The 24,038-nt window shown below is 62.2% G+C and carries 25 protein-coding genes and 2 pseudogenes; 11 read left to right on the forward strand and 16 right to left on the reverse strand.

The features are described from left to right. The first annotated feature begins 160 nt into the window (after window positions 1–160). Window positions 161–1,183, forward strand: a complete 1,023-nt coding sequence (locus PARN5_RS0120800) for a replication initiation protein (RefSeq protein WP_018001704.1) — start codon at window positions 161–163, stop codon at window positions 1,181–1,183. 261 nt (window positions 1,184–1,444) lie between these two features. Here the strand turns inward: PARN5_RS0120800 and PARN5_RS0120805 are convergent, their stop codons facing one another. Continuing rightward, a complete protein-coding gene (locus tag PARN5_RS0120805) occupies window positions 1,445–2,554 on the reverse strand; it encodes a tyrosine-type recombinase/integrase (RefSeq protein WP_018001705.1) in 1,110 nt (369 codons plus the stop codon). A 114-nt stretch (window positions 2,555–2,668) separates the two neighbouring features. Here PARN5_RS0120805 and PARN5_RS0120810 point away from each other — a divergent pair, with 114 nt between their 5' ends. Beyond that, a complete protein-coding gene (locus PARN5_RS0120810) occupies window positions 2,669–3,556 on the forward strand; it encodes a DUF1403 family protein (protein WP_026155625.1) in 888 nt (295 codons plus the stop codon). 2 nt (window positions 3,557–3,558) lie between these two features. Continuing rightward, window positions 3,559–4,167, forward strand: coding sequence for an SMC-Scp complex subunit ScpB (locus tag PARN5_RS0120815; RefSeq protein WP_018001707.1), 609 nt, complete (start codon window positions 3,559–3,561; stop codon window positions 4,165–4,167). Here the strand turns inward: PARN5_RS0120815 and PARN5_RS23760 are convergent. The 3 genes from PARN5_RS23760 to PARN5_RS0120825 are packed head-to-tail and all read right to left on the reverse strand — an operon-like array spanning window position 4,164 to window position 7,736. Further along, window positions 4,164–5,195: a TniQ family protein gene (locus PARN5_RS23760; RefSeq protein ID WP_081615053.1), complete on the reverse strand. Its 1,032-nt coding sequence runs from the start codon at window positions 5,193–5,195 to the stop codon at window positions 4,164–4,166. The two genes, PARN5_RS0120815 and PARN5_RS23760, sit on opposite strands and share 4 nt — an antisense overlap. After that, entirely contained in the window at window positions 5,192–6,073 is an 882-nt protein-coding gene (locus PARN5_RS0120820) for a TniB family NTP-binding protein (protein ID WP_026155627.1), read from the reverse strand. Before PARN5_RS0120820 ends, PARN5_RS23760 begins: the two co-directional genes overlap by 4 nt. A gap of 1 nt (window position 6,074) precedes the next feature. Further along, window positions 6,075–7,736, reverse strand: coding sequence for a Mu transposase C-terminal domain-containing protein (locus PARN5_RS0120825; RefSeq protein ID WP_026155628.1), 1,662 nt, complete (start codon window positions 7,734–7,736; stop codon window positions 6,075–6,077). Window positions 7,737–7,873: 137 nt separating this feature from the next. On the opposite strand from PARN5_RS0120825, the pseudogene PARN5_RS23055 reads away from it, so the two are divergent. Further along, a pseudogene (locus PARN5_RS23055) lies at window positions 7,874–8,854 on the forward strand (hypothetical protein); the annotation flags it as partial. 175 nt (window positions 8,855–9,029) lie between these two features. Here the strand turns inward: PARN5_RS23055 and PARN5_RS25035 are convergent. Beyond that, window positions 9,030–9,137, reverse strand: a pseudogene (locus tag PARN5_RS25035) (IS5/IS1182 family transposase); the annotation flags it as partial. A 248-nt stretch (window positions 9,138–9,385) separates the two neighbouring features. Between PARN5_RS25035 and PARN5_RS0120835 the strand changes: the two are divergent. Continuing rightward, window positions 9,386–10,051: a L,D-transpeptidase gene (locus tag PARN5_RS0120835; RefSeq protein ID WP_026155629.1), complete on the forward strand. Its 666-nt coding sequence runs from the start codon at window positions 9,386–9,388 to the stop codon at window positions 10,049–10,051. A 25-nt stretch (window positions 10,052–10,076) separates the two neighbouring features. Here PARN5_RS0120835 and PARN5_RS23765 read toward each other — a convergent pair whose 3' ends face one another. Further along, window positions 10,077–10,361, reverse strand: a complete 285-nt coding sequence (locus tag PARN5_RS23765; protein WP_038068706.1) for a hypothetical protein — start codon at window positions 10,359–10,361, stop codon at window positions 10,077–10,079. Between the two features lie 182 nt (window positions 10,362–10,543). Here PARN5_RS23765 and PARN5_RS0120840 point away from each other — a divergent pair, with 182 nt between their 5' ends. Together PARN5_RS0120840 and PARN5_RS0120845 are read left to right on the forward strand one after the other, a co-directional pair. After that, complete coding sequence (locus PARN5_RS0120840) at window positions 10,544–12,898, forward strand: cation-translocating P-type ATPase (protein WP_018001712.1); 2,355 nt, start codon at window positions 10,544–10,546, stop codon at window positions 12,896–12,898. Between the two features lie 63 nt (window positions 12,899–12,961). Then, a complete protein-coding gene (locus PARN5_RS0120845) occupies window positions 12,962–13,474 on the forward strand; it encodes a L,D-transpeptidase family protein (RefSeq protein WP_018001713.1) in 513 nt (170 codons plus the stop codon). Window positions 13,475–13,483: 9 nt separating this feature from the next. Here PARN5_RS0120845 and lnt read toward each other — a convergent pair whose 3' ends face one another. The 10 genes from lnt to PARN5_RS0120895 are packed head-to-tail and all read right to left on the reverse strand — an operon-like array spanning window position 13,484 to window position 20,906. After that, the gene (lnt, locus tag PARN5_RS0120850; protein WP_018001714.1) at window positions 13,484–15,061 is read right to left on the reverse strand and encodes an apolipoprotein N-acyltransferase; all 1,578 of its coding nucleotides are present in this window, start codon (window positions 15,059–15,061) and stop codon (window positions 13,484–13,486) included. After that, entirely contained in the window at window positions 15,028–15,486 is a 459-nt protein-coding gene (gene lspA, locus PARN5_RS0120855; protein ID WP_018001715.1) for a signal peptidase II, read from the reverse strand. Before lspA ends, lnt begins: the two co-directional genes overlap by 34 nt. 28 nt (window positions 15,487–15,514) lie before the next feature. Next, window positions 15,515–16,297, reverse strand: a complete 783-nt coding sequence (locus tag PARN5_RS0120860; protein ID WP_026155630.1) for a ZIP family metal transporter — start codon at window positions 16,295–16,297, stop codon at window positions 15,515–15,517. 12 nt (window positions 16,298–16,309) lie between these two features. Then, window positions 16,310–16,765, reverse strand: a complete 456-nt coding sequence (locus PARN5_RS0120865) for a DUF411 domain-containing protein (protein WP_018001717.1) — start codon at window positions 16,763–16,765, stop codon at window positions 16,310–16,312. Between the two features lie 3 nt (window positions 16,766–16,768). Continuing rightward, window positions 16,769–18,142, reverse strand: a complete 1,374-nt coding sequence (locus PARN5_RS0120870) for a M23 family metallopeptidase (protein WP_026155631.1) — start codon at window positions 18,140–18,142, stop codon at window positions 16,769–16,771. Further along, window positions 18,139–18,765, reverse strand: a complete 627-nt coding sequence (locus PARN5_RS0120875) for an SCO family protein (RefSeq protein ID WP_026155632.1) — start codon at window positions 18,763–18,765, stop codon at window positions 18,139–18,141. Before PARN5_RS0120875 ends, PARN5_RS0120870 begins: the two co-directional genes overlap by 4 nt. Further along, entirely contained in the window at window positions 18,765–19,232 is a 468-nt protein-coding gene (locus tag PARN5_RS0120880) for a copper chaperone PCu(A)C (RefSeq protein ID WP_018001720.1), read from the reverse strand. The genes PARN5_RS0120875 and PARN5_RS0120880 overlap by 1 nt, the downstream gene beginning before the upstream one ends. Before the next feature lie 23 nt (window positions 19,233–19,255). Further along, window positions 19,256–19,915 (reverse strand): thioredoxin domain-containing protein, encoded by a 660-nt coding sequence (locus PARN5_RS0120885; protein WP_018001721.1) that lies wholly within the window; start codon window positions 19,913–19,915, stop codon window positions 19,256–19,258. After that, entirely contained in the window at window positions 19,912–20,334 is a 423-nt protein-coding gene (locus PARN5_RS0120890; protein ID WP_018001722.1) for a disulfide bond formation protein B, read from the reverse strand. Before PARN5_RS0120890 ends, PARN5_RS0120885 begins: the two co-directional genes overlap by 4 nt. A gap of 5 nt (window positions 20,335–20,339) precedes the next feature. Beyond that, window positions 20,340–20,906 (reverse strand): SCO family protein, encoded by a 567-nt coding sequence (locus PARN5_RS0120895; protein WP_026155633.1) that lies wholly within the window; start codon window positions 20,904–20,906, stop codon window positions 20,340–20,342. A gap of 207 nt (window positions 20,907–21,113) precedes the next feature. Between PARN5_RS0120895 and PARN5_RS0120900 the strand changes: the two genes are divergently transcribed. The 4 genes from PARN5_RS0120900 to PARN5_RS0120915 all read left to right on the forward strand — a co-directional run bounded on the left by PARN5_RS0120900 (window position 21,114) and on the right by PARN5_RS0120915 (window position 24,030). Continuing rightward, entirely contained in the window at window positions 21,114–21,542 is a 429-nt protein-coding gene (locus PARN5_RS0120900) for a helix-turn-helix domain-containing protein (RefSeq protein ID WP_013959865.1), read from the forward strand. Between the two features lie 103 nt (window positions 21,543–21,645). Continuing rightward, window positions 21,646–22,224 (forward strand): cation transporter, encoded by a 579-nt coding sequence (locus tag PARN5_RS0120905; RefSeq protein ID WP_009573601.1) that lies wholly within the window; start codon window positions 21,646–21,648, stop codon window positions 22,222–22,224. 95 nt (window positions 22,225–22,319) lie between these two features. Continuing rightward, entirely contained in the window at window positions 22,320–23,075 is a 756-nt protein-coding gene (locus tag PARN5_RS0120910; protein WP_026155634.1) for a transglutaminase family protein, read from the forward strand. Continuing rightward, the gene (locus PARN5_RS0120915; protein WP_010138164.1) at window positions 23,065–24,030 is read left to right on the forward strand and encodes a cation diffusion facilitator family transporter; all 966 of its coding nucleotides are present in this window, start codon (window positions 23,065–23,067) and stop codon (window positions 24,028–24,030) included. Before PARN5_RS0120910 ends, PARN5_RS0120915 begins: the two co-directional genes overlap by 11 nt. Window positions 24,031–24,038: the final 8 nt, after the last annotated feature.

Consider the following 24,038-nt stretch of genomic DNA (forward strand, 5'->3'; position numbering starts at 1 on the left):
CGGGAAAAAGGCCAGCAAAAGCAAGCGGCTGCGAATCACCCGGCGGCGGCCGATGCGGTTGGCGCTTACATTTTGGGTTCACCTGCCCCGCTGGTCGCCCGGACGCTTGAAAACTTACGTTCTCTCGAATACAAAAGTAAGGTCTTTGATGTAGGGGAACATGGCTGAGACCCGGATCCGCACGGTGGAGGCGCGCCCGAACGCCGACAGCCTGGTCAAGCCGGGCGAGCTGGTCGATCTGATCGAGGTCACGCCGCTGACCTTGAACGACCGCCGCATCTATAACCAGCTGCTCGAGAACGCCTGGGAGGCGATCGACAAGCCGGTGACCCATGTCATTTCCAAATCTACCCTGCGCGGCAGCCACAATTCCAACGACAGGGTGGGCGAAAGCCTGGAGCGGCTGATGTCCGCCATCGTCAAGGTCGCGGTGATCTGGGACGGCGAGCCTGCCATCGAGCGCGTGCAGCTGCTGGGCGGCAACCTGGAAAGCGGCCGCAGCGACGGCCTGCTGGAGTATGAAATCCCGGCGCGCCTGCGCAAGATCATCCGCAACAGCCAGGTTTTCGCCCGGCTGCAGCGCGAGGTGATGTTCGCGCTGTCCTCGAAATACGCGCTGACGCTTTACGAGATGGTGCAGAAACGCGGCAACCTGCGCTGGAAGGCTTCCGAACGCTTCACGCTGGAAGCCTTGCGCGGCATCATGGGCGTCCCGAAAGGTAAGCTTTCGTCCTGGTCGAACCTGAAGCTGCGCGCCATCGACCCGGCGGTGGCCGAGGTGAATGCGCTTTCGGACTTCCTGGTGGAGATCCTGCCGATCAAGACCGGCCGCGCCGTGACCCATGTCGAGATGCGCTGGTGGCGCAAGGATGGCGATGCCAGCGGCGCGGCGGATCGCGCCCTGCAATTCTCGAAGGTCGGGCGCCGGGTCAAGGCCGAAGGCCGCACCGAAGAGGTCCGCCCCGCCGCCGAAAGCCGCCCCCGCCCGGGCTGGCTGGAATCGCGCGGGCCGGCCTTGCAGACTGCGACCTATGAAACCGCCCGCCTGCGCCACCCCGGCTACGACATCTATTTCGTCGAAAGCGAATGGCGGGAATGGAGCGCCCGCAAGGAACCGGCCAAGGATCCCGACCGCGCCTATCTCGCCTTCTTCCGCAGCTACGCCGAGAAGAACCCGCTCTAGAAATTGCCAATTGGCAATTTCCAGAGGGCGAAGATAGACTTCTGCCAGTGATCCGCATAAATCGTTTATTCTGCGGATATGAACCGCCAGCTCGTTGAAGTCCTGGCGCCCTGAAACGCCGGCCGCCCGGCCTGCCCGAGCTTCCTCCCAGCACCAGTGTCGCGTTTGGTTCCCGATTTCAATTGAAGCGATTAGCTGAAACCTGAGCGGTCTGGTTGGAGCTTGGCATTTCAGCAAAGGCTCGACGGAAGGGCAGGGGGCTTACAGGCCTGCGGCCTTGGTCAGGTTCACCCGGAACCTGTCGCGGCGTCGCTGGTATCGGCGGGTCATCTCTGCGCTGGCATGACCAAGCTGCTTTTGAACGTAGCGCTCATCAACTTCCGCGCTGCTGGCAAGGCCTGCGCGCAGGGAATGGCCCGAGAACAGCCGCACGCGCTCGGCTTCAGGCAGATCAGGGCGTAGCCCGGCCTCGCGGGCGCAGGACTTGATCAGCCGGGCGACGTGCTTGTCCGACAACCGCTCGCTCGTAGCTTTCAGGCCGTTGCGTGACGTGGCGACGAAGATCGGGCCGAAGTCGATCCTTGCGTAATGCAGCCACTGCGTCAGGGCATGGACCGGGCAGGTCTGATCTGATGAGCCGCGGGCGATTTCGACCTCGCGCCAACCGGTCTTGCCGCGCAGGGTGAGGAGCACGCCGTCCTCCAAGATCTCGACCCAGCCGCCGGAGTCAGGCGTGTCATCCTTGCCGTGGTCGAGGCTGACAATTTCGGACCGACGCAGGCCACCAGCAAAGCCGATCAGCAGGATCGCCCGGTCGCGCAGGCCGCGCAAATCGTGGGGGAGGGTTGCCAGCATGTCGCGCAGGTCTTCCGGCAGAATGGCCTCTTTCTGTGCTGGTGGCCGTGCGTGCTTGCGGCGGATGCCAGCCAGGACGCTGGCAATGTGCCGATCTTTGCGGTCGAGCCGCTCTCCGCGCTGCGCATAGCCCCAGGTCAGGCCAGACAGCCGCCGTTCTATAGAGGAGGCCGAGAGGGCAGGTGCTTTGCCGCTCGGCGCTGCCAGATCGGCGATGTAGAGGCCGATCAGCTGGGACGACGAGGGGAGAGGGTCCGCGCCACGCATCCGGCACCAGCGCGCGAAGTGGGCCCAATCCTTGGTGTAGGCCTTCAGCGTGTTCTCCGACGCCGCCTGACGCGCATAGTCACGCGCCGTTTCGACCAGGCGGTCGAGCGTGCCCGAGCCAGCGACATGGGAGGGCAGGGCGATCGTGTCGCGCTCCGTATCAGCGCTGTCGTCCCGCTCATGGCGATCGGGACGTTCCGGGGGTTCTGAAGGCGATTTCTCGGGCGTTTCGGTCATACCGTCGAGCATACTCCCGGCACGTCCGATAATGCAAACTTATTGGACATTGTGGAGCCAACAAAGCTGCGGCGCTATTGGTGCATTTATCTGGTAGAAAGCGCCGTCACAATGTAGGCTGCCGGCATGAGAAAACCGCGCGCCGAGCCTTTGGAAACCTTGCCGATGCTGCCCCCGCTGCCGGGCTGGATCGGTGCTGCCCCGGCAGAAACCCTTGAGGCAGCGGCCTTCCGCTCTGGGGCCGCGCTGGCGCATCTGAGCCAAGTGACCGCGGCCGGGGATGTGCCTGTGGCGCTGTGGCGGGACCGCTTGGCTTTGGTGGCGGCCGGGAACTGCGCTGAAATGGCGGGGCGCAGGGAAGGGCCGGGCGCCTTGCGCGATGCTCTGCACCTGACGGGTCCGGGCGACGACCCCGGCCCAGCGGGACGGCTTTTGCAGCAGTGGTCACGCGCGGTGGCCCGGCCTGTCTCGGTCGCGCATCTGACCAATGCGCTGCAAGGGATCGGGGCCGAGCGGATCGCGCTGTGCCTTGATGCCATGGGGCAGACCCCGGTCGACCGCGCGGCGCATGTCATTGAGGCGGTGCTGACAGATCACCCGCGGGCCGAAACTGCGGTGCTGATCCTTGCCGATGCGGTTCTGGCAAAGGGGGTGGGGGCAACGCATGTGCTGCCACTTCTGGCGCTGACGCTCAGGCCCCGCGACCTGCGCCTGCGGGGCGATGATCTGCGTCTGGCCTGTCACCGCGCCGTTGTCTCTGCCGTCGGGCAGGCGCTGCAGCTGGCCTGCGATCTGGCCCGTGCGGCGGCCCGCCTTCGGGCGGTGGCCCCGAAGCTGCGCGCCAAGGCGGCGGGCCGGGCGGTCGATCTGTTTCTGTCGCGCGATGCGCTGGTGCCGGGGGCATTGGCCTTTATGTCGGATCGGGCCGCGCGACGGCTCTGCGACCGACTGGTGGCACTCGGCGCCGTGCGCGAACTGACAGGGCGGGACACGTTCCGCCTGTACGGGGTCTGAGCATGGGGCGGCGCGAGGACACAGAACTTGACCGCGAATTGGCCGTTCTTCCCCCTGAGTTGCGCTGGCGGGAGTGGATGCGCCGGATCGAGGCGGTGCTGTTTGCAAGTAGCGCACCGGTGGCGCGCGAGGATCTGGCGCGGGTCGTGGGGCAGGGGGCCTCGATCGATCTGTTGATCGAGGATCTGGCAGTGGATCTGGAGGGCCGACCCTATGAGGTGGCACAGGTGGGCAAGGCGTGGATGCTGCGCACGCGCGCGGCCTATGCCCCAGCGATCCGCGCTGCGGCAGATGTGGACAGCCAGGCGCTGAACCTGTCGGACTACGATCTGGCCGTGCTGGCGGCGATTGCGTATCACCAGCCGGTCAGCCGCGACGGGTTGAAGGACATCTTTGGAAAAGAGATCAGCCGTGACCTGATCGGCCGACTTGCCGAGCGGGACCTGATCGGCACCGGCCCCCGTGAGCCGAGACGTGGCGCGCCTTATACCTTCGTCACCACCGAGGCGTTCCTGGCTGCCTTCGGGATGGAGTCCTTGCGCGACCTGCCAGACCCCGAGCAATTGGACGATGCAGGCCTGGCAGGCCCATCGGGGGCCACGGAAGGTTAGGCGACCGGCCAGGCTTCAGCAGGAAATCGGCGACTTTGGTGAAGCCGGATTGCTGCCCGCAGCAAGGCGGCCAGATCAGGCTCTCTGGAGGAGGAGGCCGGCCCCGGCCCGGCAGTTTCGCCAAGCCGATCTCTGAGCGTCCTGACCAACCCCTTGTGGTTTTCGGAGGCGCGGGCCAGCCCGAGCCAGAAGGTCAGCGGGCCGCGTTCTGTGGGGTCTCTTACCTCGATCTGCCGCTCTGACAACCGCTGGAAGAAATTGTAGCGAACCCGATGCGACAAGAATGGGACCGTTGATGTCGCCGTTCTGACGGGCACTGGGTGTTTCATAAGCTGCACGGCAAGAGACTTCCGGTCGTCCTGCGCGCGCTCAGCGGAATCAAGGCGCAGCAGATCGTCGATCAGCCGCTCGAGGCGCCGGGCGCCCGTGCTTGCCGGGCCAGTCGGTTTTGCGAGAGGGGCGTCGCAGAAGGCGCAGTACTGTTGTGGCACGAGGCGAGCCTGACGAAATGGCGCAAGGCTCTGCCCACAAGACGGGCAACGGTCGCGCAAGCGGCAGCCATGGCGAAAGCAGGACACGCGGGTTGCCAAGGTCCAGCTCCGCCGGAAATAGGGCACCTCGTCTTCCCCCAGGCAGGAGGGACAGAACTGCAACCAACAGGACTGCGCCGTCGATGTCCCTGCATCTTGCGGCCGGGTCCGCAGCCGCAAGCGCAGGGTCGAGAGTGGACTGTTGGCCAGACAAAGACCGTCGATCTCGTCGGGGCAGATCGCCGTATGGTCGAGCAGCAAGCGACGAACAGAATCCGGCAGATGCCGGTCAAGTTGCGCCGACCATGTCTCGCCGGCCACCCCGAGCACCGCTCCAAAATAGCGCGGCGGCACACCATTGGCATGTGCAAGCCGATGCAGCCAGCTTGACAAAAGCTCCCCAGGAGCTGGCCGGACGTCCACCGGCCAGCGATGCCCCGCGGCCACTCTATAGCGGCGGGCCGGGGAGACGGTGATCCTCTGCGCACTGCTGGTCATGTCATTGAATGGCGCAAGGCCGAGTTCCGTCGCCGTGACAGCGGTATATAGCCGAGGGCCATGACGGTGCTGGACGTGATCCTTTCCTCACCGCTCTCAACAGCTGCCACCGCCGTCCGGGTGACGATGTCGACCACCTCGCCAATCAGCCCTTCCGACAGATCATGGATCATTTTGGCCAGGGGAGGTCGTGAGAGGTTTGAGGCATGCGCAAGCGGCATGCTGGCCTCGAGACTGTCGAGAAGCGTGGCGAAGTCTTCGTCGAATCCCCACCGTGACACTGCGACCGTATCGAACCGCGAGCCCATTTCTTCAGTGTCGTGCAATGCATCATAGACAGCGATTTCGCCGACAAGCACGGGCGAGATGTCATGCACGCGTGCGATCCGCCGCAGGAACGAGAAGATTGCCTTCACATCCTGTCGGCGTCCGCGCAGAACACTGTGGAATTCGTCGAAGATGAGCAGGCGCGGCTTGACGCTGTCGAGAAGATGATCGACCTGTTCGCTGGCGCGGGACAGGCTACGCCAGCCGGCAGCTTGCGGGGCGCGCAGTCCGGACAGAATGCTGGCGTAGAAATGCGACAGGCCTGCCCCCTCCCGGGTCTGGATCACCCAGACCCTTTGCCGGTCGGCACGGCGCAGATGTTCGACGGCGAAGCGTTCGGCGATCATGGTCTTGCCGTTGTGATAGGGACCAGCAATCAACAAGCCGCGTGGACGGAGTGATGGCGGGCGTTCCAACAGCTGCCGCATCGCATCATGTGCCGCAGAGGCACCGGGATGGCCTATCCAGCGTGGCGCCCGAATATGAGCAATGCGGGTGGCAGCATCCGCATCGAGCAACGCTGAGGTTGATGGTAGGAGATGGTCGGCCATGCTACCAGGTCTCCACAGGAAAGACGCGGCGGGGTCGGTCAGGTTCTGGTCCGGTATGGGTCGCCTCCGAAACCTGCCCGACATTTTGATACGCCTTCGGCGCGTCTGCGGCGTGTCGGGCCCTGGTCATTTCCCGCAGGTGAGCCTTCTTGGATTTGGCCCCGGCGACGGTCGCCGCGATTTCCCGGCGCAGAAGCGTCTTTTCCTGCGCCGGTCGTTGTTGGCTCTCACGCGTGCGCGCTCGGTCGGCTTCATGCTGCCAAAGGGTGATTGGCATGGTCACCCCATCCCGCCGCTTTACCGGACGCCAGATCCGCGTGTCGGGATCGGCGATGTAGATCCGGCTGATGTCCCGGGGGTCGTAGCATAGATCCAGAGGTGGCAACCGGTCACGGCGGGCGACGAGAGGGCCAAGCCATTGCTCGAAGTAGTCGATGGCGAACAGGCTGACGCCCTGGGGAGAGATGCGGCGTGTTGTGCGGGGGAGAAAGTTGAGCAGGACTTGGTCAGGATCATCGATCGGCCGGTCCGTCGGTGGAAGTCGCCGCTCCCATTCGAGGCGAGGCACAGTCAGCTTGCGCGCGTTCTGGGTCTGGTTGTGATCGATGATTGCCAGAGCGATGCAACGCTCGAGGGCCGCGAAGGTCAGACTTGCCCTCTCATCGGACGCATAGTCGCCGCGATCCGCGATCGACCGTCCGGTCTTGCCGGGAAGAGAGCGAAGCACCGTGTTCACTTTTCCGACGAGGCGTTCGACAACGCCACCCCGGTGAACCGTTCCCTTGTTCCGGGTGCGGACGGTTATGCCGAAGTCGGCGCATCCCGTCGTGAAGGTGCTGCTTTGAAACTCCTTGGCGGAGTCGACAACGATCTGCTTCGGGCGGCCGCACATTTCCCATGGGTGCGCAATCCCGCGTTCGGCCAGCCAGTCATCCTTGCGGCACATCGCGTGTGCCAAGCACAATGCCACCGAGAGTCGGGACGGGCGCTCGAGGGTGAGGCAAAAGCCGATGATTGCACTCGTCGCCACATCGGCGGCGATGGTGAGATAGGGTCTGCCCACGAAAACGCCATGATCGTCGATCACCTCGACGAACTGGATATCGGCCGGTGTGTGATCGATCTGGACGACGTCAAGGGCGTGTGCTGCACGGATGTATCCCGGACGCGGTTTCAGGCGGTGAAGATGTTTGCCACCGGAAAGCCGCCGCCGTGCGATCTCCTCGGGAGTGAAGATGATCGGAATCCGCTTGGCCACGGTGACATAGGCCGGGGGCTTGAAGCCTTGGCCGGAACAGCGCGCGCGGATCTCGTCGACGATGGGCGCGAGATCGGGTTGCTCTGGCTGCAGCCACATCTTTCGCAAAGTGTCGGAAATGATGGCTTCCACGCTGGCCGATATCCTCGCACGCCGCGCGCCATTCGTCCGAGGAAGAAGCGACGAGACACGGCGGTCCTCCCGATACCGGGCGAGGTGATTGTAGACCTGACGCGTCGAAAGGCGCAGTTCCACCGCTGCCCGGCTGACAGCCTCCCGCATCGGCAAGTCGCCATCGAGAACCCGGTCAAGTTCGCGAGCGATCCGAACCGCCTTCGACCAAGCCTCGTCTGAAGCGCGGTAAGCTGCCCGCTCCAAAGGCCGATCTTTGCTGAGTGCTGTCATGCCGCCGTGCCCTTCAAAACCTATTGAAGTCCATAATGAAATTGAAATCGCAAAGCAGAAACCCGCGCCACTTCCGGAGGTACCTTGCGGAAATCATGTGAAAACCACGCAGTGAAATCGTGAAGGAAAAGCGACACTGGTTTCTGCCGGGACCATTCGAAGAAGAACCAGATGATTTGCCTCCCGGGCCGCGTGCAGAACCGCCGGACACTGCCGTCATCGAAGACTGGGCAAAGGCAGAAGGCGTTCACGCTGCGCGGCTAGCAAAGGTGGCTGGACGCCTGGGAGCTCTGGATGACCGGCTGCTGCGCGGCCCGGAAGGCTGGCGGCATCGCCTCGCTCTTGTCGAGGCAGCGGCCCTCAGCTGGGTCGCAGGAGATCGGGTGAGTACTGATCGTCTGGCGCTCTGGGTATCCATGCGGCTGTCAGGTGCACAGGATGACCCAAATGCCTTGGCACGCGTTGGATGGGCTGTTCGGCGCTTGACAGGCGGTCCCGGACCGATGGCTGACCTGGCCGCTTTTCTGGATCGCCGCGACCCCGAGAACATTGAAGACAGCGCTGAGCGTTTCGAGGATCGCGCGGGTGGGTGGCTGGACGTCATGGCAGCCGCAAAGGGTCTCCACCCGATCACGCGGGCGTGCATGGGGTATCACCTGTGGAGCTTGGCGGGCCTCGGACGCCACGGCGACCAGATCGAAGCTGCCGTCACCGCGTCTAGGATCGCGACCAGCGATGGAAGCGGTGCCATCTTCGCGCCGCTCGCTATGGCCGGGGCCGGGGGGCTGCGCGTTTCGGGCTTGCCACCCGAGCGTTTGGCCCGCTGGTTGGATGGGATGAACAGCGCAATTCTAACGGCGATGCGAACACTTGATGATATTGAAGTGTGGATCGGGCGGGCAGAAAACGTCATGGCGCAATTATCTGGCCGCACGCCGGTTGCCTTGCGAAAGGTTTTCACGGAATGGCCCTTGGTCTCCGCCCCGATGGCTGAGGCCATGACCGGAGCCAGCCGCGCCGCCGTTCAGCGCAATCTCGCATGGATGGAGGCAAGCGGTTTGATCCGCGAGGTGACGGGGAACGGGAGGTATCGCATGTGGAAAGCTGACCTAATATAGGTCATTTGTCGAGGCTGACACCGGCTTGACCTGGCACGCTTTAGTGCCGCCCCAGATGATCGTTTAAGCCACTTTCCGTTCGAATGCGACAAGGCTTTTCCAGCCCAAAGCGTTCGTTAGCCATTCGTCTCACGTTTTTGTGACAATTGATCGCTTGAAGCTCCAGTGGGTGAAGGTTGTAACGGGGCGAAATAACGGAATGAGAGCCGGAGCCAGAGATGGCATCGTAGCATTTGCGAGTGGCGCAAGTTCCCTGTGCCGTGACGTTCCCGATCTCATGGTCGCGATATCGAAGCCGCTGTGCCTAAATTTCCAGACAATCTGCGACTTAACGAATTGTCGCTGCGCAACTTCGGACCAGGTATTGTGCGAGCAGTTTTCTCCTCCCTAGCAAACTGGAAACTGCAAGGATCGCATGTCTACTTACGAAAATTTGCCCTTGAACCTCTAGCCACTAGAAGTCCTATCTGTTCAAGGAGAACACATACCGTTCTTGCCATCAATCGCCGGTGAGAACCGAAAGGGTACGAAATGCTGACAAGACGACACTTCATTCAGACAACAACGGCGCTTTTTTCGGTGACCGGTCCCGGTATGGCTTTTGCCGACACTTGGCCCACCGAGGCTCAGAAGGCTGAATGGGACGCACAGGTGACGCCTCAGGGTTATGTTGCCGAGACTTCCAACCCATGGGGATTGCACCCGCGGTTCCTACCGCAACGTGTGGTCGCGAAGGCCGGTCTCGTGCCGGGAGATATCCATGTCGACGCGGTCGCACGATATCTTTACCACATTGAAGAGGGTGGAACCGCGATGCGCTACGGCGTGGCCATCGCGCGGGGGAACCTCTACGAGCCGGGTGTCTATACCATCAAGCGCAAGGTCAGGTGGCCGCACTGGCAACCGACACAGAGCATGATCAATCGCGACCCCGAACTTTATGCTGACATTGCCGATGGCATGGAACCGGGACCGGAAAACGCGCTTGGATCGAGGGCGCTGTATCTCTACGTCGGGGATCGCGATACCCTTTTGCGCATCCATGGCACTCCGAGCCCACGGAGTATCGGTGGCCGCGCAAGTTCGGGCTGCGTACGGATGGTCATGGCTCATATCAATGATCTTTACCCGAACGTCGAGACCGGCTCTACCGCCTATCTTTACTCGGCGGAGGACAGCGTGACTGCCCGCAGCTAAGCCAAGCAGCGGACGGCAAACGCAATTAAGTTTCGCGAGGGGTGCAGATACGATTGCCGTTCGCCGTGCGCAGCGGCAGCAAGGTTGTTTCTACGGGGCCGCTGTGTTTGTACCAGTAGCACCCGTCCTCGGGCACCAAGCGCGCGGTTGCAACATCCTGATCCGGGGCAGCCATTGCAATCACGGCTTCGGGAACTTTGCCCCGCCGGTCTGCCGAGTCGCCCGGTCCAGTCGGCTGGATTGCGCACCCGGCCGTAAGAGACAGCGCCACTGCAACAATTATTTTTTGCTTCAGCATCAAAACCCGCATCAAGCTTCCTTTCGTGTCTGTTTTTCTTTGCATCGGCTTTTCATGCCTCAAGGCGTGATGGAGCCGGTCGCCGCATCCTCTAGCAATAAAACAAACTGAAATACCACCGTATTTTGCTCTTGAAGCTCTAGCTACTGTAGGGGCTATGTCATGGTAAAGCACCCGAATCCAGAGGTCCATTCATGCCGCCCGACACCCATCGTCACGACCACGATCACGCCGAAGATGCCCAGACAAGCGGCGGCAGCTGCTGCGGGAGCGCCGGAACGTGCGGCGACATCGTTCCGGCGACCCCCGCGCCAGCGGGCGGGCGCAGTTTTCAGGTGTCCGGCCTCGATTGCGCCGAGGAGGTAGCAATCCTGAACAAGGTGGTCGGCCCGAAGATCGGCGGGGCCGAGCATCTCGCGTTCGACGTGATCAATGGGCGGATGACTATTCTCGACAGCGCCAAGAGTTTATCGGACGGCGAAATTGCAGAACTGGTCGCAAGCACCGGCATGACCGCCAAGCCTTGGGATGCCGAGAACGCGTCGGTCGACCAGGCGGCCCATCTTGCAAGACAGCGGCTGTTTACGGCGCTCAGTGGAGGCTTCTGGGCCGCGGGATTTCTGTGGCACATCATCGAGACCGGCATGGGCGGGGCGCTCGGCCTCTTCGCGGGTCACGGCGAAGCGCCGATGCCACTGGTCGAGGCAGGGCTGTTCGCGGTTGCGATCCTGTTCGGTGTCTGGCTCGTGGCACCCAAGGCATGGTCGTCCGCTCGGCGGCTGTCGCCCGACATGAACCTGCTCATGGTGGTCGCCGTGGCCGGTGCCATCGGGCTTGGCGAATTTTTCGAGGCGGCGACAGTCGCGTTCTTCTTTTCGCTCTCGCTCTACCTCGAAAGCTGGAGCGTCGGGCGTGCGAGGAATGCGGTTTCAGCTCTGCTCGACCTCGCGCCGCCGACGGCAAGAGTTCTTCATGATGACGGCTCGGAAGCGGACGTTCCGGCTTCTGCGGTTGCTATCAACGCACGTTTCATCGTGCGCGGCGGAGACCGCATCCCATTGGATGGTGAGGTTGTCGATGGGGCAGGGGCCGTCGATCAGGCGCCGATCACCGGAGAGAGTGCGCTGGTCCCAAAGGAACGGGGCGACGAAGTCTATGCCGGTACGATCAACGGCGAAGGCACACTGACGGTGCGCGCCACGAAGGCCGCCTCGGACACCGTGTTGGCCAAGATTATCCGCATGGTCGGCGACGCCCATGCCCGCCGCGCGCCGGTGGAGCAGTGGGTGGCGAAATTCGCCCGCATCTATACGCCTATCGTCATGGCTCTCGCCATTGCAATTGCCCTGCTGCCGCCGCTCATTTTCGGGGGGGCCTGGGATTATTGGTTCTACAATGCACTCGTGCTGCTGGTGATCGCTTGCCCATGCGCTCTGGTCATCTCGACACCGGTCTCCATCGTCGCTGCACTCACCGCCTCAGCGCGGGCCGGGGTGCTGATCAAGGGCGGTGCATATGTTGAGGCACCGGGCAAGACCACTGCACTGGCCATGGACAAGACCGGCACGATCACCATGGGCGAGCCCGAGGTGGCGGCGGTGCATCCGCTGGGCAAAGCATCGGCGCAAGATCTGATGACCCTCGCCGCTGGGCTGGAGGCACGTTCCTCGCATCCCTTGGCGCGCGCCATTCTTGCGCGGGCAGAAGCCGACGGCATCAAGGTATCCGCCGCGGAAGATACCCGAACCGTTCCGGGCAGGGGACTTGAAGGACGCACAGACGGCCGGTCGATCTGGCTGGGGTCGGACCGGTTTGCCGAGGAGAAGGGTTTCGGCGACGCCATTCCGAAGGATTTGCGCGACCGCATCGAAGGGGCTGGCAGCACCCTTGTTGCCGTGGGCGACGACACCGGTGTCACCGGCATCTTGGAATTGCGCGACCGTATCCGCCCGGATGCCAAAGGCATCGTGGCGCAGCTTCACGCGCAGGGTGTGAAGACCATCGTCATGCTGACCGGTGATAACGAGCGGACAGCGCGCGCTGTTGCAGCCGAGGTCGGCATCGACGAGGTCCGTGCCGAGCTTCTGCCCGAAGACAAGGTGACTGCCATCGAAGAACTGGTCGAAACGCATGACATGGTGGCCATGATCGGCGACGGGGTCAACGACGCCCCGGCCATGGCGCGCGCGCATTACGCCATCGCAATGGGTGCCGTTGGTTCGGACGCGGCAATCGAGACGGCGGATATAGCCCTGATGACCGACGATCTCGGCAAGGTGCCTTGGCTGATCGGTCATTCGCGCCGGACAATGTCGATCATTCATCAGAACATCGGTATTTCCTTGGCGACCAAGGGCGTTTTCGTTGTCGCTACCGCGTTCGGACTGGCATCGATGTGGGGCGCGATTGCAGCCGACGTAGGAGTGTCATTGCTGGTGGTGGCCAATGCCCTGCGCCTGCTGAACAGCCAAGAGGCCAAGGCGCCGCCGTCCGGCGGTGAGCAGGTTGGCCCACAGATGGCAAAGGCCGCGCTTGCCCACGGACATTGATCACGCAGCATTTGCAAGGTAACGTAATGTCCATAACAGACCTCACGAAAGAGGCATCGAGCAGTGAAAACCATCCGATTTCCCCGCCGCGCCGTCCTGTTGGGCGGGCTGGTAGCGTTTCTGTCCGGGTGTGCCAGCAAGTTCCGCAGCTATGACGGACCCGAAGTCACCCGTGTTCGGCTTTACAAGGGACAGCGCTTGCTTGTTCTCGACGGAGCCGATCGCGTCTTGCAAACCTATCCGGTCGGGCTGGGTTTCGCTCCTGAGGGTCACAAACAATTCGAGGGGGATGGCCGGACTCCGGAAGGAGTTTACACAATCGACAGGCGAAACCCCAACAGCACCTACCATCTTTCGATTGGCATCTCTTATCCGAACGAGGCCGACATCGCCTTTGCCGAAGCGCAGGGCCTTTCCCCCGGCGGCGACATCTTCATCCATGGTGGCCCACGCCCCGGCATCGACCCGACAAATGTCCGCGACTGGACAGCTGGCTGCATCGCGGTCACGGATCGGGAGATCGAGGACATCTATGCAATGGTGAAGGACGGGACACCTATCCACATCTTTGCATGACGGTCTTTCTCATGCGGCGGTAGTGAGCCGTCGCATTGGCGCCATTGCCCAGCTCCACGAAGCCAAGATGAGCGCCAACAGCATCCAGTCCCCGAAGCTCGCGTAGAGTGTCGGCGGTCGCGCGGAGGGCAGGCTAGCGTCGATGATGCCCGTTTCGCCGGTATCGAGCCGCGCAACGATCTCTCCGCTCGCGTCGATGACCGCAGAGATGCCCGTATTCGCGGCTCGGATGACTGGAAGGCCTTCCTCTACGGCGCGCATACGTGCGGAAGCCAGATGCTGCTCGGGTCCGATGCTGGTGCCAAACCAGGCATCGTTTGTCGCGTTGAAAATCCAGTCCGGCCGGAACAGGTCGTCGACCACATGCCCTGGGAAGATGATCTCATAGCAGATCGCCACGGCGACCAGCGGCACACCCGGAAGCGCAAGCGTTCTCGGGCCCGGTCCGGGCGTAAAATCGCCCAGACCCGCCGTGAGCCGCTCGATGGGCAACCAGCCGCGGAATGGCACATATTCGCCGAAGGGCACGAGATGGTGTTTCGCGTATCCGGTCAGGATCTCGCCGGTCTCGTCAAATGCCTGGACCGTGTTGAAATATCGGGTGCCATCCTCGCTCGGTACACGGTCCGGCACACCGGTAAGCAGCACTCTGCCGTCTGGTAGCGCTGCGGCAATGCGGGCCCGTGCCTCCGTATCCTCATCGAGGAAACCCGGAAAGGCGGTTTCCGGCCAGAGAAGCACGTCGAAATCGCCGGGCCGGGTTGAAAGCTCAAGATAGCGCGCGAAGGTCGCCTCGCGGTTCTCGGGAGCCCATTTCTCCTCTTGTGGAATGTTGCCCTGGACGATGCGCAGGTCGACACCGGGTGGCTGTTGTGCATCCGACTGGAGGCGCAGCGTGCCGACAGCCCACATCGTCGCGATTCCGGCCAGCGCCATGAGCGAGATGGTCAATCGTTGCCGCCCGGACGCCATAGCAGCCGCGCCAGGGAGTACCGCGACGAACACGGTGAGAAAGCTTAGCCCATAGCTTCCGACCCAGGCGGCGGTCTGGCGAAGGGCGGCGTAGTCTACAAGTGCGTAACCGGCCAGGTTCCAGGGAAACCCTGTCAGAACGTGACCACGCAACCACTCGGCCACGGTCCAGGAGGTCGCGAACAGGAGGCAGGCCAAGAGACTGCCCATGGCTCCGCGCCGCGCGATTTCGGCAAAAAGCGCAGCGGCAATGGCTGGGAAAATCGCGAGACCTGCGGACAATCCCGCGACCGCCGGAATCGCCATCGTCCCAAACCGCTCGGCCTCGACGTAGAAACTTTCCGCGATCCACCAAATCCCGAAACCGAACTGGCCGAGACCAAACGCCCAGCCGACGAGGAAAGCGCGCCCGAAGGAGAGATCGCGAAGCCCGACAAACAACGCGGAATAGGCAACGGGAACGAGCAGGAGAATCGAAAGAGGCGGGAAAGTCAGAACGGTCATCGCCCCGGCGGCGAAACCAAGCGTCATCCGCGAAAGCAAACGGTGGCGCAGAGCGATGCGGTTCAGAATTTCCGGCTTCACGACTTGATCGAACGCCGCGCGCTGATCCATGGCGCGGCGAGCAAGAGCCCCACGCCACTGACGACAAATACATCGGCCAAGTTGAAGGCAGGCCAATGTGTTGTGCCAATGTAGAAATCGAGAAAGTCTGTTACAGCCCGATACCGCACACGATCGATGACATTGCCCAGGGCTCCGCCAATGATCGCACCGTAGGCAAGCGTTTCCACCGCATTGTCGGCGCGAAACAGCATAACCCCCAGCCAAACACAGATGGCAAGAGCGAAAGCGATGAGGCTCCACCACGGCGCGCCGCCCAACATCCCGAAAGTCACGCCGTCATTACGATAAAAGACGAGGTTGAATCCCGGAAACACGGGAATTCCGGCGCTTAAAGTGACGGCATTCGCAACGACAATGGCTTTGGTGATCTGATCGATCGCGAACGCAGCAAGTGCTGCGAAGACGCCGATCATCGGAGATACCTTGTTTAGTGACATTGCCTCATCCCAACCAGACATCAAGGAACAGCATCAGAACGAGCCCGACTGCGAGACCGAGCGTCGCCCTGTTCTGATGGCCGCTGCGATGGGTTTCGGGGATGATTTCGTGGCTAATGACGTAGAGCATTGCGCCCGCGGCAAAGGCCAGACCCCATGGAAGCAGCGGTTCCGACAGTGTGATGATGCCGGCCCCGAGCAAACCGCCAATCGGCTCGATCATGCCCGTCAGCGCCGCGATGCCCCAGGCGCGCAGCTTCGGATATCCCTCGCCCAGCAGAGATACAGCGACGGCCAATCCTTCGGGCGCATTCTGAAGCCCGATGCCGATGGCGAGCGGCAGACCGCCCTCCATACCTCCGGATCCGAAGCCGACCCCAACCGCAAGGCCTTCGGGGAAGTTGTGGATCGTGATTGCGATGATGAACAGCCAGACCCGCCGCAAAGACGCCGCTTCGGGCCCTTCGCGTCCCGTCTTGAAGTGCTCGTGCGGCAGCTTTTCGTTCATCAGGGCGACAGCCCCCATGCCCAGAAGAATCGAAACGCATACGATGGCCGCAGGCATCGCGCCGTTTTCGAACATCGGCTCCGCCGCATCCAATGCCGGGATGATCAGCGAAAAGAAAGAAGCGGCGAGCATCACACCGGCAGCGAAGCCGAGCGACAGATCGCGTGTGGCCCGAGACGGGATGCGCCCGAACAGCACGGGAACTGCTCCGACTGCTGTGAGCGATCCGGCGGCAAGACTTCCGAGAAAGCCGAGCATTATCGGAGACAGATTTTCCATGGGCGGGCCAGATTATCCTTCGGCGTAGCTCGAAAAGACTTCCGTCGACCCGTCCTTGCGGATGAGGAAGACATCATAGGCCTCGCGGTCGTCTTCTGGCCCCATGCCGGGCGAGCCATAGGGCATCCCCGGAACAGCGAGGCCGACGGCGTCCGGGCGCTCCTCGAGAAGGCGGCGGATGTCAGCGGCCGGTACATGGCCCTCGATCACGTAGCCGTCAATGAGCGCGGTGTGGCAGGAGACCATGCGCTGCGGCACGCCGTTGTCTAGCTTGAAGCGCACGAGAAGCCCGCCGAACATGTCCTGGCCGGTCGGCACAAACCCGTTCTCTTCGAGATGTTTCATCCACGAGAGGCAGCAGCCGCATCCGTTGGTCTTGCGGACGTCGATCGCCGTTGCCTCTGCGAGGGCCTGGGCCGCTGGGAACAGGGCGAGCGTGATGGCAAGAACTTGTGTCATGCGTTTCATGGGTCAGAGCCTTTCGGTTGTCGTTTTGGCAATCTCGCTGCCGAGGTTTTCATTCAGAAGCGCCCGCGCCTCGGCCAGACGCGAGAGCGCGGCGGTATCATCCGCATCGCTCTCGGCCGCTTCGGCGAGCCGGTCGTCAGAGAGGGGGTCAGTCGGGCGCCCATCCACGAGCACCTCATAGTGCAGGTTCGGACCTGTCGCCGTGCCAGTCGCGCCGACGCGGCCGATCACGTCTCCCGCCGCAACGCGTTGGCCTTGTGCCAAGTCTTCCGGCACGGCGCTCAGATGCGCGTAGCGCGTCATGGTGTCGGAGCCGTGCAAGATTTCGACCACGCGACCATATCCGCCGCGCCAGCCGATGAAATTGACCCGCCCCGGTGCCGTCGCTTGAACCGGTGTCCCACGTGCCGCTGCAAAATCGACGCCGGTGTGCATCCGGACGTTGCCAAAGACCGGATGCGTGCGGCGTCCGAACACCGAGCTGAGGCGCGCACCCTCTACCGGCTGTGCGAAGACGCGCAGCACCTCGCCATCGACGTAGATCGTCGCCTGACCGCTGCCGTCGTCCGGCCATACGATCTCGTAAAGCGAACCGCCGATCTCCAGTGCGGCGAAGGCGAGTTCGGGCTGTCCGATCCTGTCCTCTCCGACCCGCGCCTCACGCCAGAGAAGCCTTAGTGTTTCGCCACCGGCCATCTCGCGGCGGAAATCCACGGTCCCACCCAGCATCTGCGCAAGGTCCACGGAAAAACGGGCGGGTATGCCGGCTTCGTCGAGTGCCGCGAAGATCGAGCTGTCGATCATGGCTTCGCCGGCAAGGGTTACGATTTCCGGATCCGGAGCCACGACCTGCGTGGACATCTGCTCGCCGAAAACCACCTCGATCCGAACCCCGTCCTCGACGGCGAGTGAGACGGTGCGGGGGCTGCCGTCCACGGTCGAAGCGACAGTGACCGAGTGCCCCGGCCGCAGCCGTCGCAGATCGTATTCCGCACCAAGCGCGAGGGCAACTTCGGCTCTGTCAGGTGCCGCAAGACCGGCCTCTGACAGCAAGAAATCGAGCGTTTCGCCCGGAGCAATGTCGCGCGACCACGTCGACAGGGGTGGCTCGATCGCTTGCACCGGCCTGTCGGCAAACGCGGCCTGCAGAAGGGGCAGCGGGCTGAGGTCGGGTGCATCGTCTGCCCATGCCGCCGCGGGCAGCGTCACGGGGATGTCAACGTTCTGGGGGGCTTCAGGACCTTGGGGCATCCAGCTACCTGCCTGGGCAAGTTCCGGCGGCACGGGTTCTTTCGACATGGAATCAGAGATGGCGATAGCCGCTCCCGAAACCGTCCCCGCAATTGCGACACAAGCCGCCAAAGTTCTGAGCCTCATGTCGCCCCCTCCATTTCTTCTTCCAGCGCGCGGCGGATCTTCGGCACCGCGAATTCTTTGGGCTCGTGATAGTCGATCATGGTGACGAATCGCCCAGAGGCTGCGAACAGGAAGACGCTCGCGGTGTGGTTCATCGTGTAATCGCCGCTCTCCGCCGGTACTCGCTCGTAGGTGGCGCGGAAGCCGTCCGCGACGCGCGCTATCTGCTCTTCCGGTCCCGTCCAGCCGCGGATCGCCGGATGGAAGTAGCCGACATATTCGGCCATCGTTTCGACAGTGTCGCGCTCGGGATCGACCGTGATGAAAACCACGTTCATCTCGTCGGCCTCGTCTCCCAGATCGTCGAGCCATCCCGAAATGTCAGAAAGCGTGGTCGGGCAGACATCGGGACAGTAGGTGAAGCCGAAGAACGCCATCGTCGGGCGACCGATCAGGGTTTCCGGCCCGACCGCGTTGCCCTCATGATCCGTCAGACGGAAATCCATCTCGGTCAGGGCCACAGGCCGCTGCCCGACAGGTTCGGGTCCACCGGGTCCATCGACCTGCCACCAACCGACGAAGAGCATCAGGGCGACCGCCCCGACACCAGCCGCGCCGTACCCCAGGACCGCCCGTCGCCGCATCAGTCCTCTGGCCCCCGCGCGGCGATTCCGAGGATCGGCACCTTGACCGTCACTTCGCCTCCGTCGTCGAAAAGCAGGGTCAGCGGAAAGGTGTCCCCTTCCGTCATCGGTTCTTGTAGCCGCATCAGCATTGCGTGCAGGCCCCCCGGTTCGAGCGCGACGCTCTCGCCCGGGGCGATCGCGATCTCCCCCGCCGGGCTCATGGAGCTCACACCTTCGGCATTGGTCTTCGTCTCGTGGATTTCGGGCATCATCGCGAGCGGTGTTGTAAGGCCGATCAGCGTCACCGGCTCGTCGCCAGTGTTGCGGATCGTCATGTAAGCGGCCCCGGGACGGTTCATCCCGATGGAGGCGCGGGACCACGCGTTCTCGACGACAACATCCTCGGGTCCGGCCAGCGCGGGCACCGAGAGCCCTCCAAGGGTCAAAAGCGCGGCCAGTGTGCCAGTCAAAATATACTTTTTCATCGTTCTGATCCTGCCCTTTCCATTCAGCTTTGCGCGGCAGCGACTTCGGCGGCCACCAGACGACGCAACTCTGCCTCCCCGAATGGATCGAGCGGCTTGCCGTTCACAAAGAATGTGGGCGTCTGGCGAATTCCCACGGCCTCGACGTCAGCACGATCCTGGTTAAGGATCGCCACGACACCGGGTGCCAGCATTTGCGTGCGCGCGGCTTCGGCATCGAGTCCGGCCGTGGCGGCGATCTGAAGGATCAGGCCAGGCGCCGGGGCACCGTGCGACGCCCATCTCGGCTGTTCCCGCAGAACGGCCTCGAGCACCGGCACGTAAACGTCCTGCATGCGCGCCGCTTCGAGCACGCGGATGGCTTCCTCGGATGCCGCGCCGTGGAAGGGCGTGTAGCGGATCACGACGCGGACAGCTTCCCCATGCTCGGCCATGATGTCCTTCACGATGGGATGAAAGGCGCGACAGGCCTCGCAGGCCGGATCGAAGAATTCGACGATCGTGACGGGCGCATCCGCAGGCCCGAGGATGGGCGAGTAGGGGCGGATCATCGCCTCCGCAAGTTCCGGAGCAACGGGCTCCGCTTCGGCCACTGGGCCGGGGCGGATTGCAAACCAGGTGGCTCCGCCGAAACCGGCGGCGCCGAGGGCAAGAACGGACAGGATCAGGCCGCGTCGATTCATGTTCGTGTGTCCTTCAATGAAAGGGCCGACAGCGCCCCGATCAGCGCGAAGGCGGCGAGCGCCATCAGCGGGATAGGGATGCCGAAGACCAGTTGGTTGTCATCGGTGCAAGAGGGGCCGGTGGCCGTGCAGGGCTGGACGCGTTCGGGAACAAGACCGACGTACAGCCCCATGTGCCAGAGGGCGATTGCGCCGCCGCCAAGCGCCAATGCGATGCCGTAGCGCCCCACGCGGCCGTCCCGCCACCAAAGGCCGAGCCCGAGGACAATGGCCAAGGGGAACATGAAGGCGCGCTGGAACCAGCACAGCACACAGGGCGTCTGCCCCAGCACCTCGCCGACAAAAAGCACGGCAAGCGAGGCGACGAGCGCGATGATCCACGCCAGCCCGAGGGCTGTTTCTCCGGACATACGGTTCATGTCGGTCAGAACCTCTCTTCCAGATCGGCGAGTATCTCTTCGGCGGAGGTGCCGTAGGGCCACGAGTCGGCGAAGCCCGCGTCGGGATCGAAGAGGAACAAATGCGACGTGTGGCCCATCGTGTAACCATCCGGCGCCGCAGCCTCTTCGACGCGTTCAAAGAAGATCGGAAACGTCTCGGATGTGGCGGCGATCTGTTCCGGCGTGCCGGTCAGACCGATGATGCCCGCATCGAACAGCGGGACGTATTCGGCGAGTGCGGCGGGCGTGTCCCGTTCGGGGTCGATGGTGATGAAAATCGGCTGGACCTTGGCGGCATCGTCGCCCAGACCGTCCATCACCGCCGCGACCTCAGATAGGGTCGTCGGGCAGACGTCGGGGCAGTTGGTAAAGCCGAAAAAAACCAGCATCCAGCGCCCCGCAAAGTCCTCCTCGGTTTGAACCATACCCTGGTGGTCCGTCAGTTCGAACTCAGCGAAAAAAGGCGGCTCGGCGTCAGTTCGGGCGCTATCGGCACGATAATCGGACCATAGCAAGAGCCATACGAAGGCAAGCGCTGCCACGCCTGCCAAAACCCAAAGAAACTTCTGTGCCGATGTAAGGGACAATCCTGTTCGCCTGTTTTTGATTCTTATTGCAAGTGCGGATACATCCTCTAGCCGCTAGAGGTTCAAGCACGAAATCATGGTATAGCTTGAACTCACGCGTCTGTGAAACCGACACTTGTTTATTCCGACGGCAAAACCTACACAAACTGTATCTTTTTCATGGAGGCGAAAATGCTCACGATCGGTACTCTGTCAAAGAAGACTGGCACGAAGGTGCAGACCATCCGGTACTACGAACAGATTGGGCTCATGCCCGAACCTGGCAGGACCGAAGGCGGGCAGAGGCGCTACGACAATGCACAGCTCGACCGGCTGTCCTTCATCCGCCATTCGCGACAACTCGGTTTCTCGCTCGATGCGATCCGCGAGCTGCTCGACCTCAGCGACCATCCCAACCGGCCCTGTGATGAGGCTGATGCCATCGCGCGTCGCCAGCTCAAACAGGTGGAGCAGCGCATGGCCCGCCTGAAGGCGCTGCGCACGGAACTGAAACGCATGGTTCACGAATGCAGCGGCGGGCGGACGGGAGATTGCAAGGTGCTTGAGGTGTTGCGGGACCATTCGGAATGCTTGACCGAACACGAGGAAATCGGGGCCTGAAGGAATTCAGCCAACATTCCGGCTGGAACGCAGATCTGCCGCAGAAGTTAATGTGTCGTACAACACAAGCTGGAACCACAAAATGGCCGCTAGACAAGATTCAATGGAGAGACGGACGCTTTGGATCGTTCTGGCGCTCAATATCGGTTTGGCCGTGGCTTTTTTCGCAACAGGCGCCTTCGGCGACTCAAGTGCCCTGATCGCCAACGGGCTCGATAACCTCTCCGACAGCTTCGTCTACGCGATCAGCCTTTTCGCTTTGTCCCGATCCGCCAAATGGAAACGCGGGGCGGCGAACGTTTCCGGCGGGCTGCTGATCCTGTTCGCTGCAGGCATCCTCTACGATGCGTGGCGCCGCTACATCGGTGGGTCAGATCCGCTCGGGACGATCATGATTGCAATGGCCCTGATCGCGGCGGCTATCAACGCAGTCTGCGTTTGGCTGCTCGCTAAGCTCAAAAATCCAAACGTCAATATCCGCGCGGCCAACACCTTCAGTTACAACGATTTCGCCGCGAACCTCGGGATCGTCGTGGCCGGTGGCCTCGTCGCTTGGCTAGGAACCAACTGGCCGGACCTTGTCGTCGGTGTGATCGTCGCCGGGATCGCGGCCTGGGGCGGTATCGACATCCTGCGCGACGCACACGGCGAACACCACAAAGCGGTTCACACGGACAAATAGTTGCGGGAGATTCTTTCTGAAAGAAAGGATTGAAGCTATAGTGACTATAGCAATTAGTCTTGTTCCAAGACGATTCGAGGAGCGACCCGTTGCAGATGATCGACCCCCTACTTGTACCCACCAAACTACTGGATTTTGATGCCGCGCCTCTTGCGCGTCTAATTGAGAACCGCAGCTGGCGCGGCTTATCCGAATACGATCGGATCGGAGCTGCCTATGATTTCGTTCGGAATGAAATCGCGTTCGGATACAATCGAGCTGACGACATCCCCGCATCCGAAGTGCTTTCCGACGGCTATGGGCAGTGCAATACCAAAAGCACGCTCTTGATGGCGCTGCTGCGTGGTGTCGGCATTCGTTGCCGGTTGCATGGGTTTACGATCCACAAAGGCTTGCAGCGCGGTGTTGTCCCTGAGCTGGTGTATCCGCTTGCTCCGCAGGAAATTCTCCACTCATGGGTCGAGATCGAATTTCAAGGTGCCTGGATCAACCTTGAAGGCTTCATCCTGGATGACGCTTTCCTCGATGTCCTGCAAACGTCATTCTCGGACACAGAAAGTCTCTGCGGTTATGGCGCGGGCACGGATTGCCTTGGCGCGCCTCCCGTCGCCTGGAACGGAGAAGATACCTACATTCAGAAAACCGGCATCGTGCAGGATTTCGGCGTGTTTGATACGCCGGACGCCTTCTATTTTTCCCATGAGCAATCCTTTGGATGGCTGCGTGGTGCCCTTTACCGTCATATCATACGCCACTGGATGAATGCGCGCGTTCGTGGTTTCCGCAGCGACCGCCTCAAGACTGACCGACGCGCGACACACGCGCATGAGGAGCCTGCCAATGCCACATGACCACGGGCACGCGCATATCGATCCGGATTCTGGCGATCGGCGGGTTGCCATCGCGATCTGGGCGAACGGGCTTCTTACCGTTGCGCAAATCGTCGGGGGCATATTGTCGGGCAGCCTGGCACTGATCGCCGATGCGCTGCACAACTTTTCCGATATGGCCTCGCTTGTCATTGCCTTTGCCGCACGCAAGATCGCGCGCCGCCCGGCCGATGAGCGCATGACCTTCGGCTATGGCCGGGTCGAAATCGTCGCGGCCCTGATCAACTACACCACCCTCATCGTGATCGGCTTCTATCTGATCTACGAAGGTGGCATGCGCATGATTGATCCACCCGAAGTCATGGGGTGGACCGTCGTCATTCTCGGTGGAATCGCGCTTGTGGTCGACACGCTGACCGCAATGCTGACCTATTCGATGCAGAAGGGGAGCGTGAACATCCGTGCGCTTTTTCTCCACAACCTTTCGGATGCGCTTGCTTCGGTCGCGGTTATCGTCGCTGGGTCGCTGATCATCCTTTACGACATGCGTTGGGTCGATCCTGCCATCACCATCGGCATCGCGACCTACATCCTGTATCTGTCTTTCACTGAAATAGGCGGCCCAATCCGAACCCTGATGCTCGGGAGCCCGCCGGACATCGACAACGAGGCCGTCGTCGAAGCGATGCGGAAAGTCGAAGGCGTCGCCGACGTCCACCACGTCCATCTCTGGCAAATGCAAGAGCACGAGGCTGCGCTCGACTGTCATGTCGTCGTGGCAGCCGAGGGATGGTCGAAGATCGAAGAGATCAAGAGCGCGATCAAGGAGCGGCTGAAGGAAGAATTCGGCATCAGCCATTCCAGCCTCGAATTCGAGCACGAGGATCGCGCTCATCAGAACGCCGATCTCTACGGTCACGGCAACGCAAGTGAAAAGGAGAAGACCAATGTTCAAGGAAACGCTGACCGAGCGTGATGATGTCA

It is taken from the genome of Paracoccus sp. N5, assembly GCF_000371965.1.
GTDB lineage: Bacteria > Pseudomonadota > Alphaproteobacteria > Rhodobacterales > Rhodobacteraceae > Paracoccus.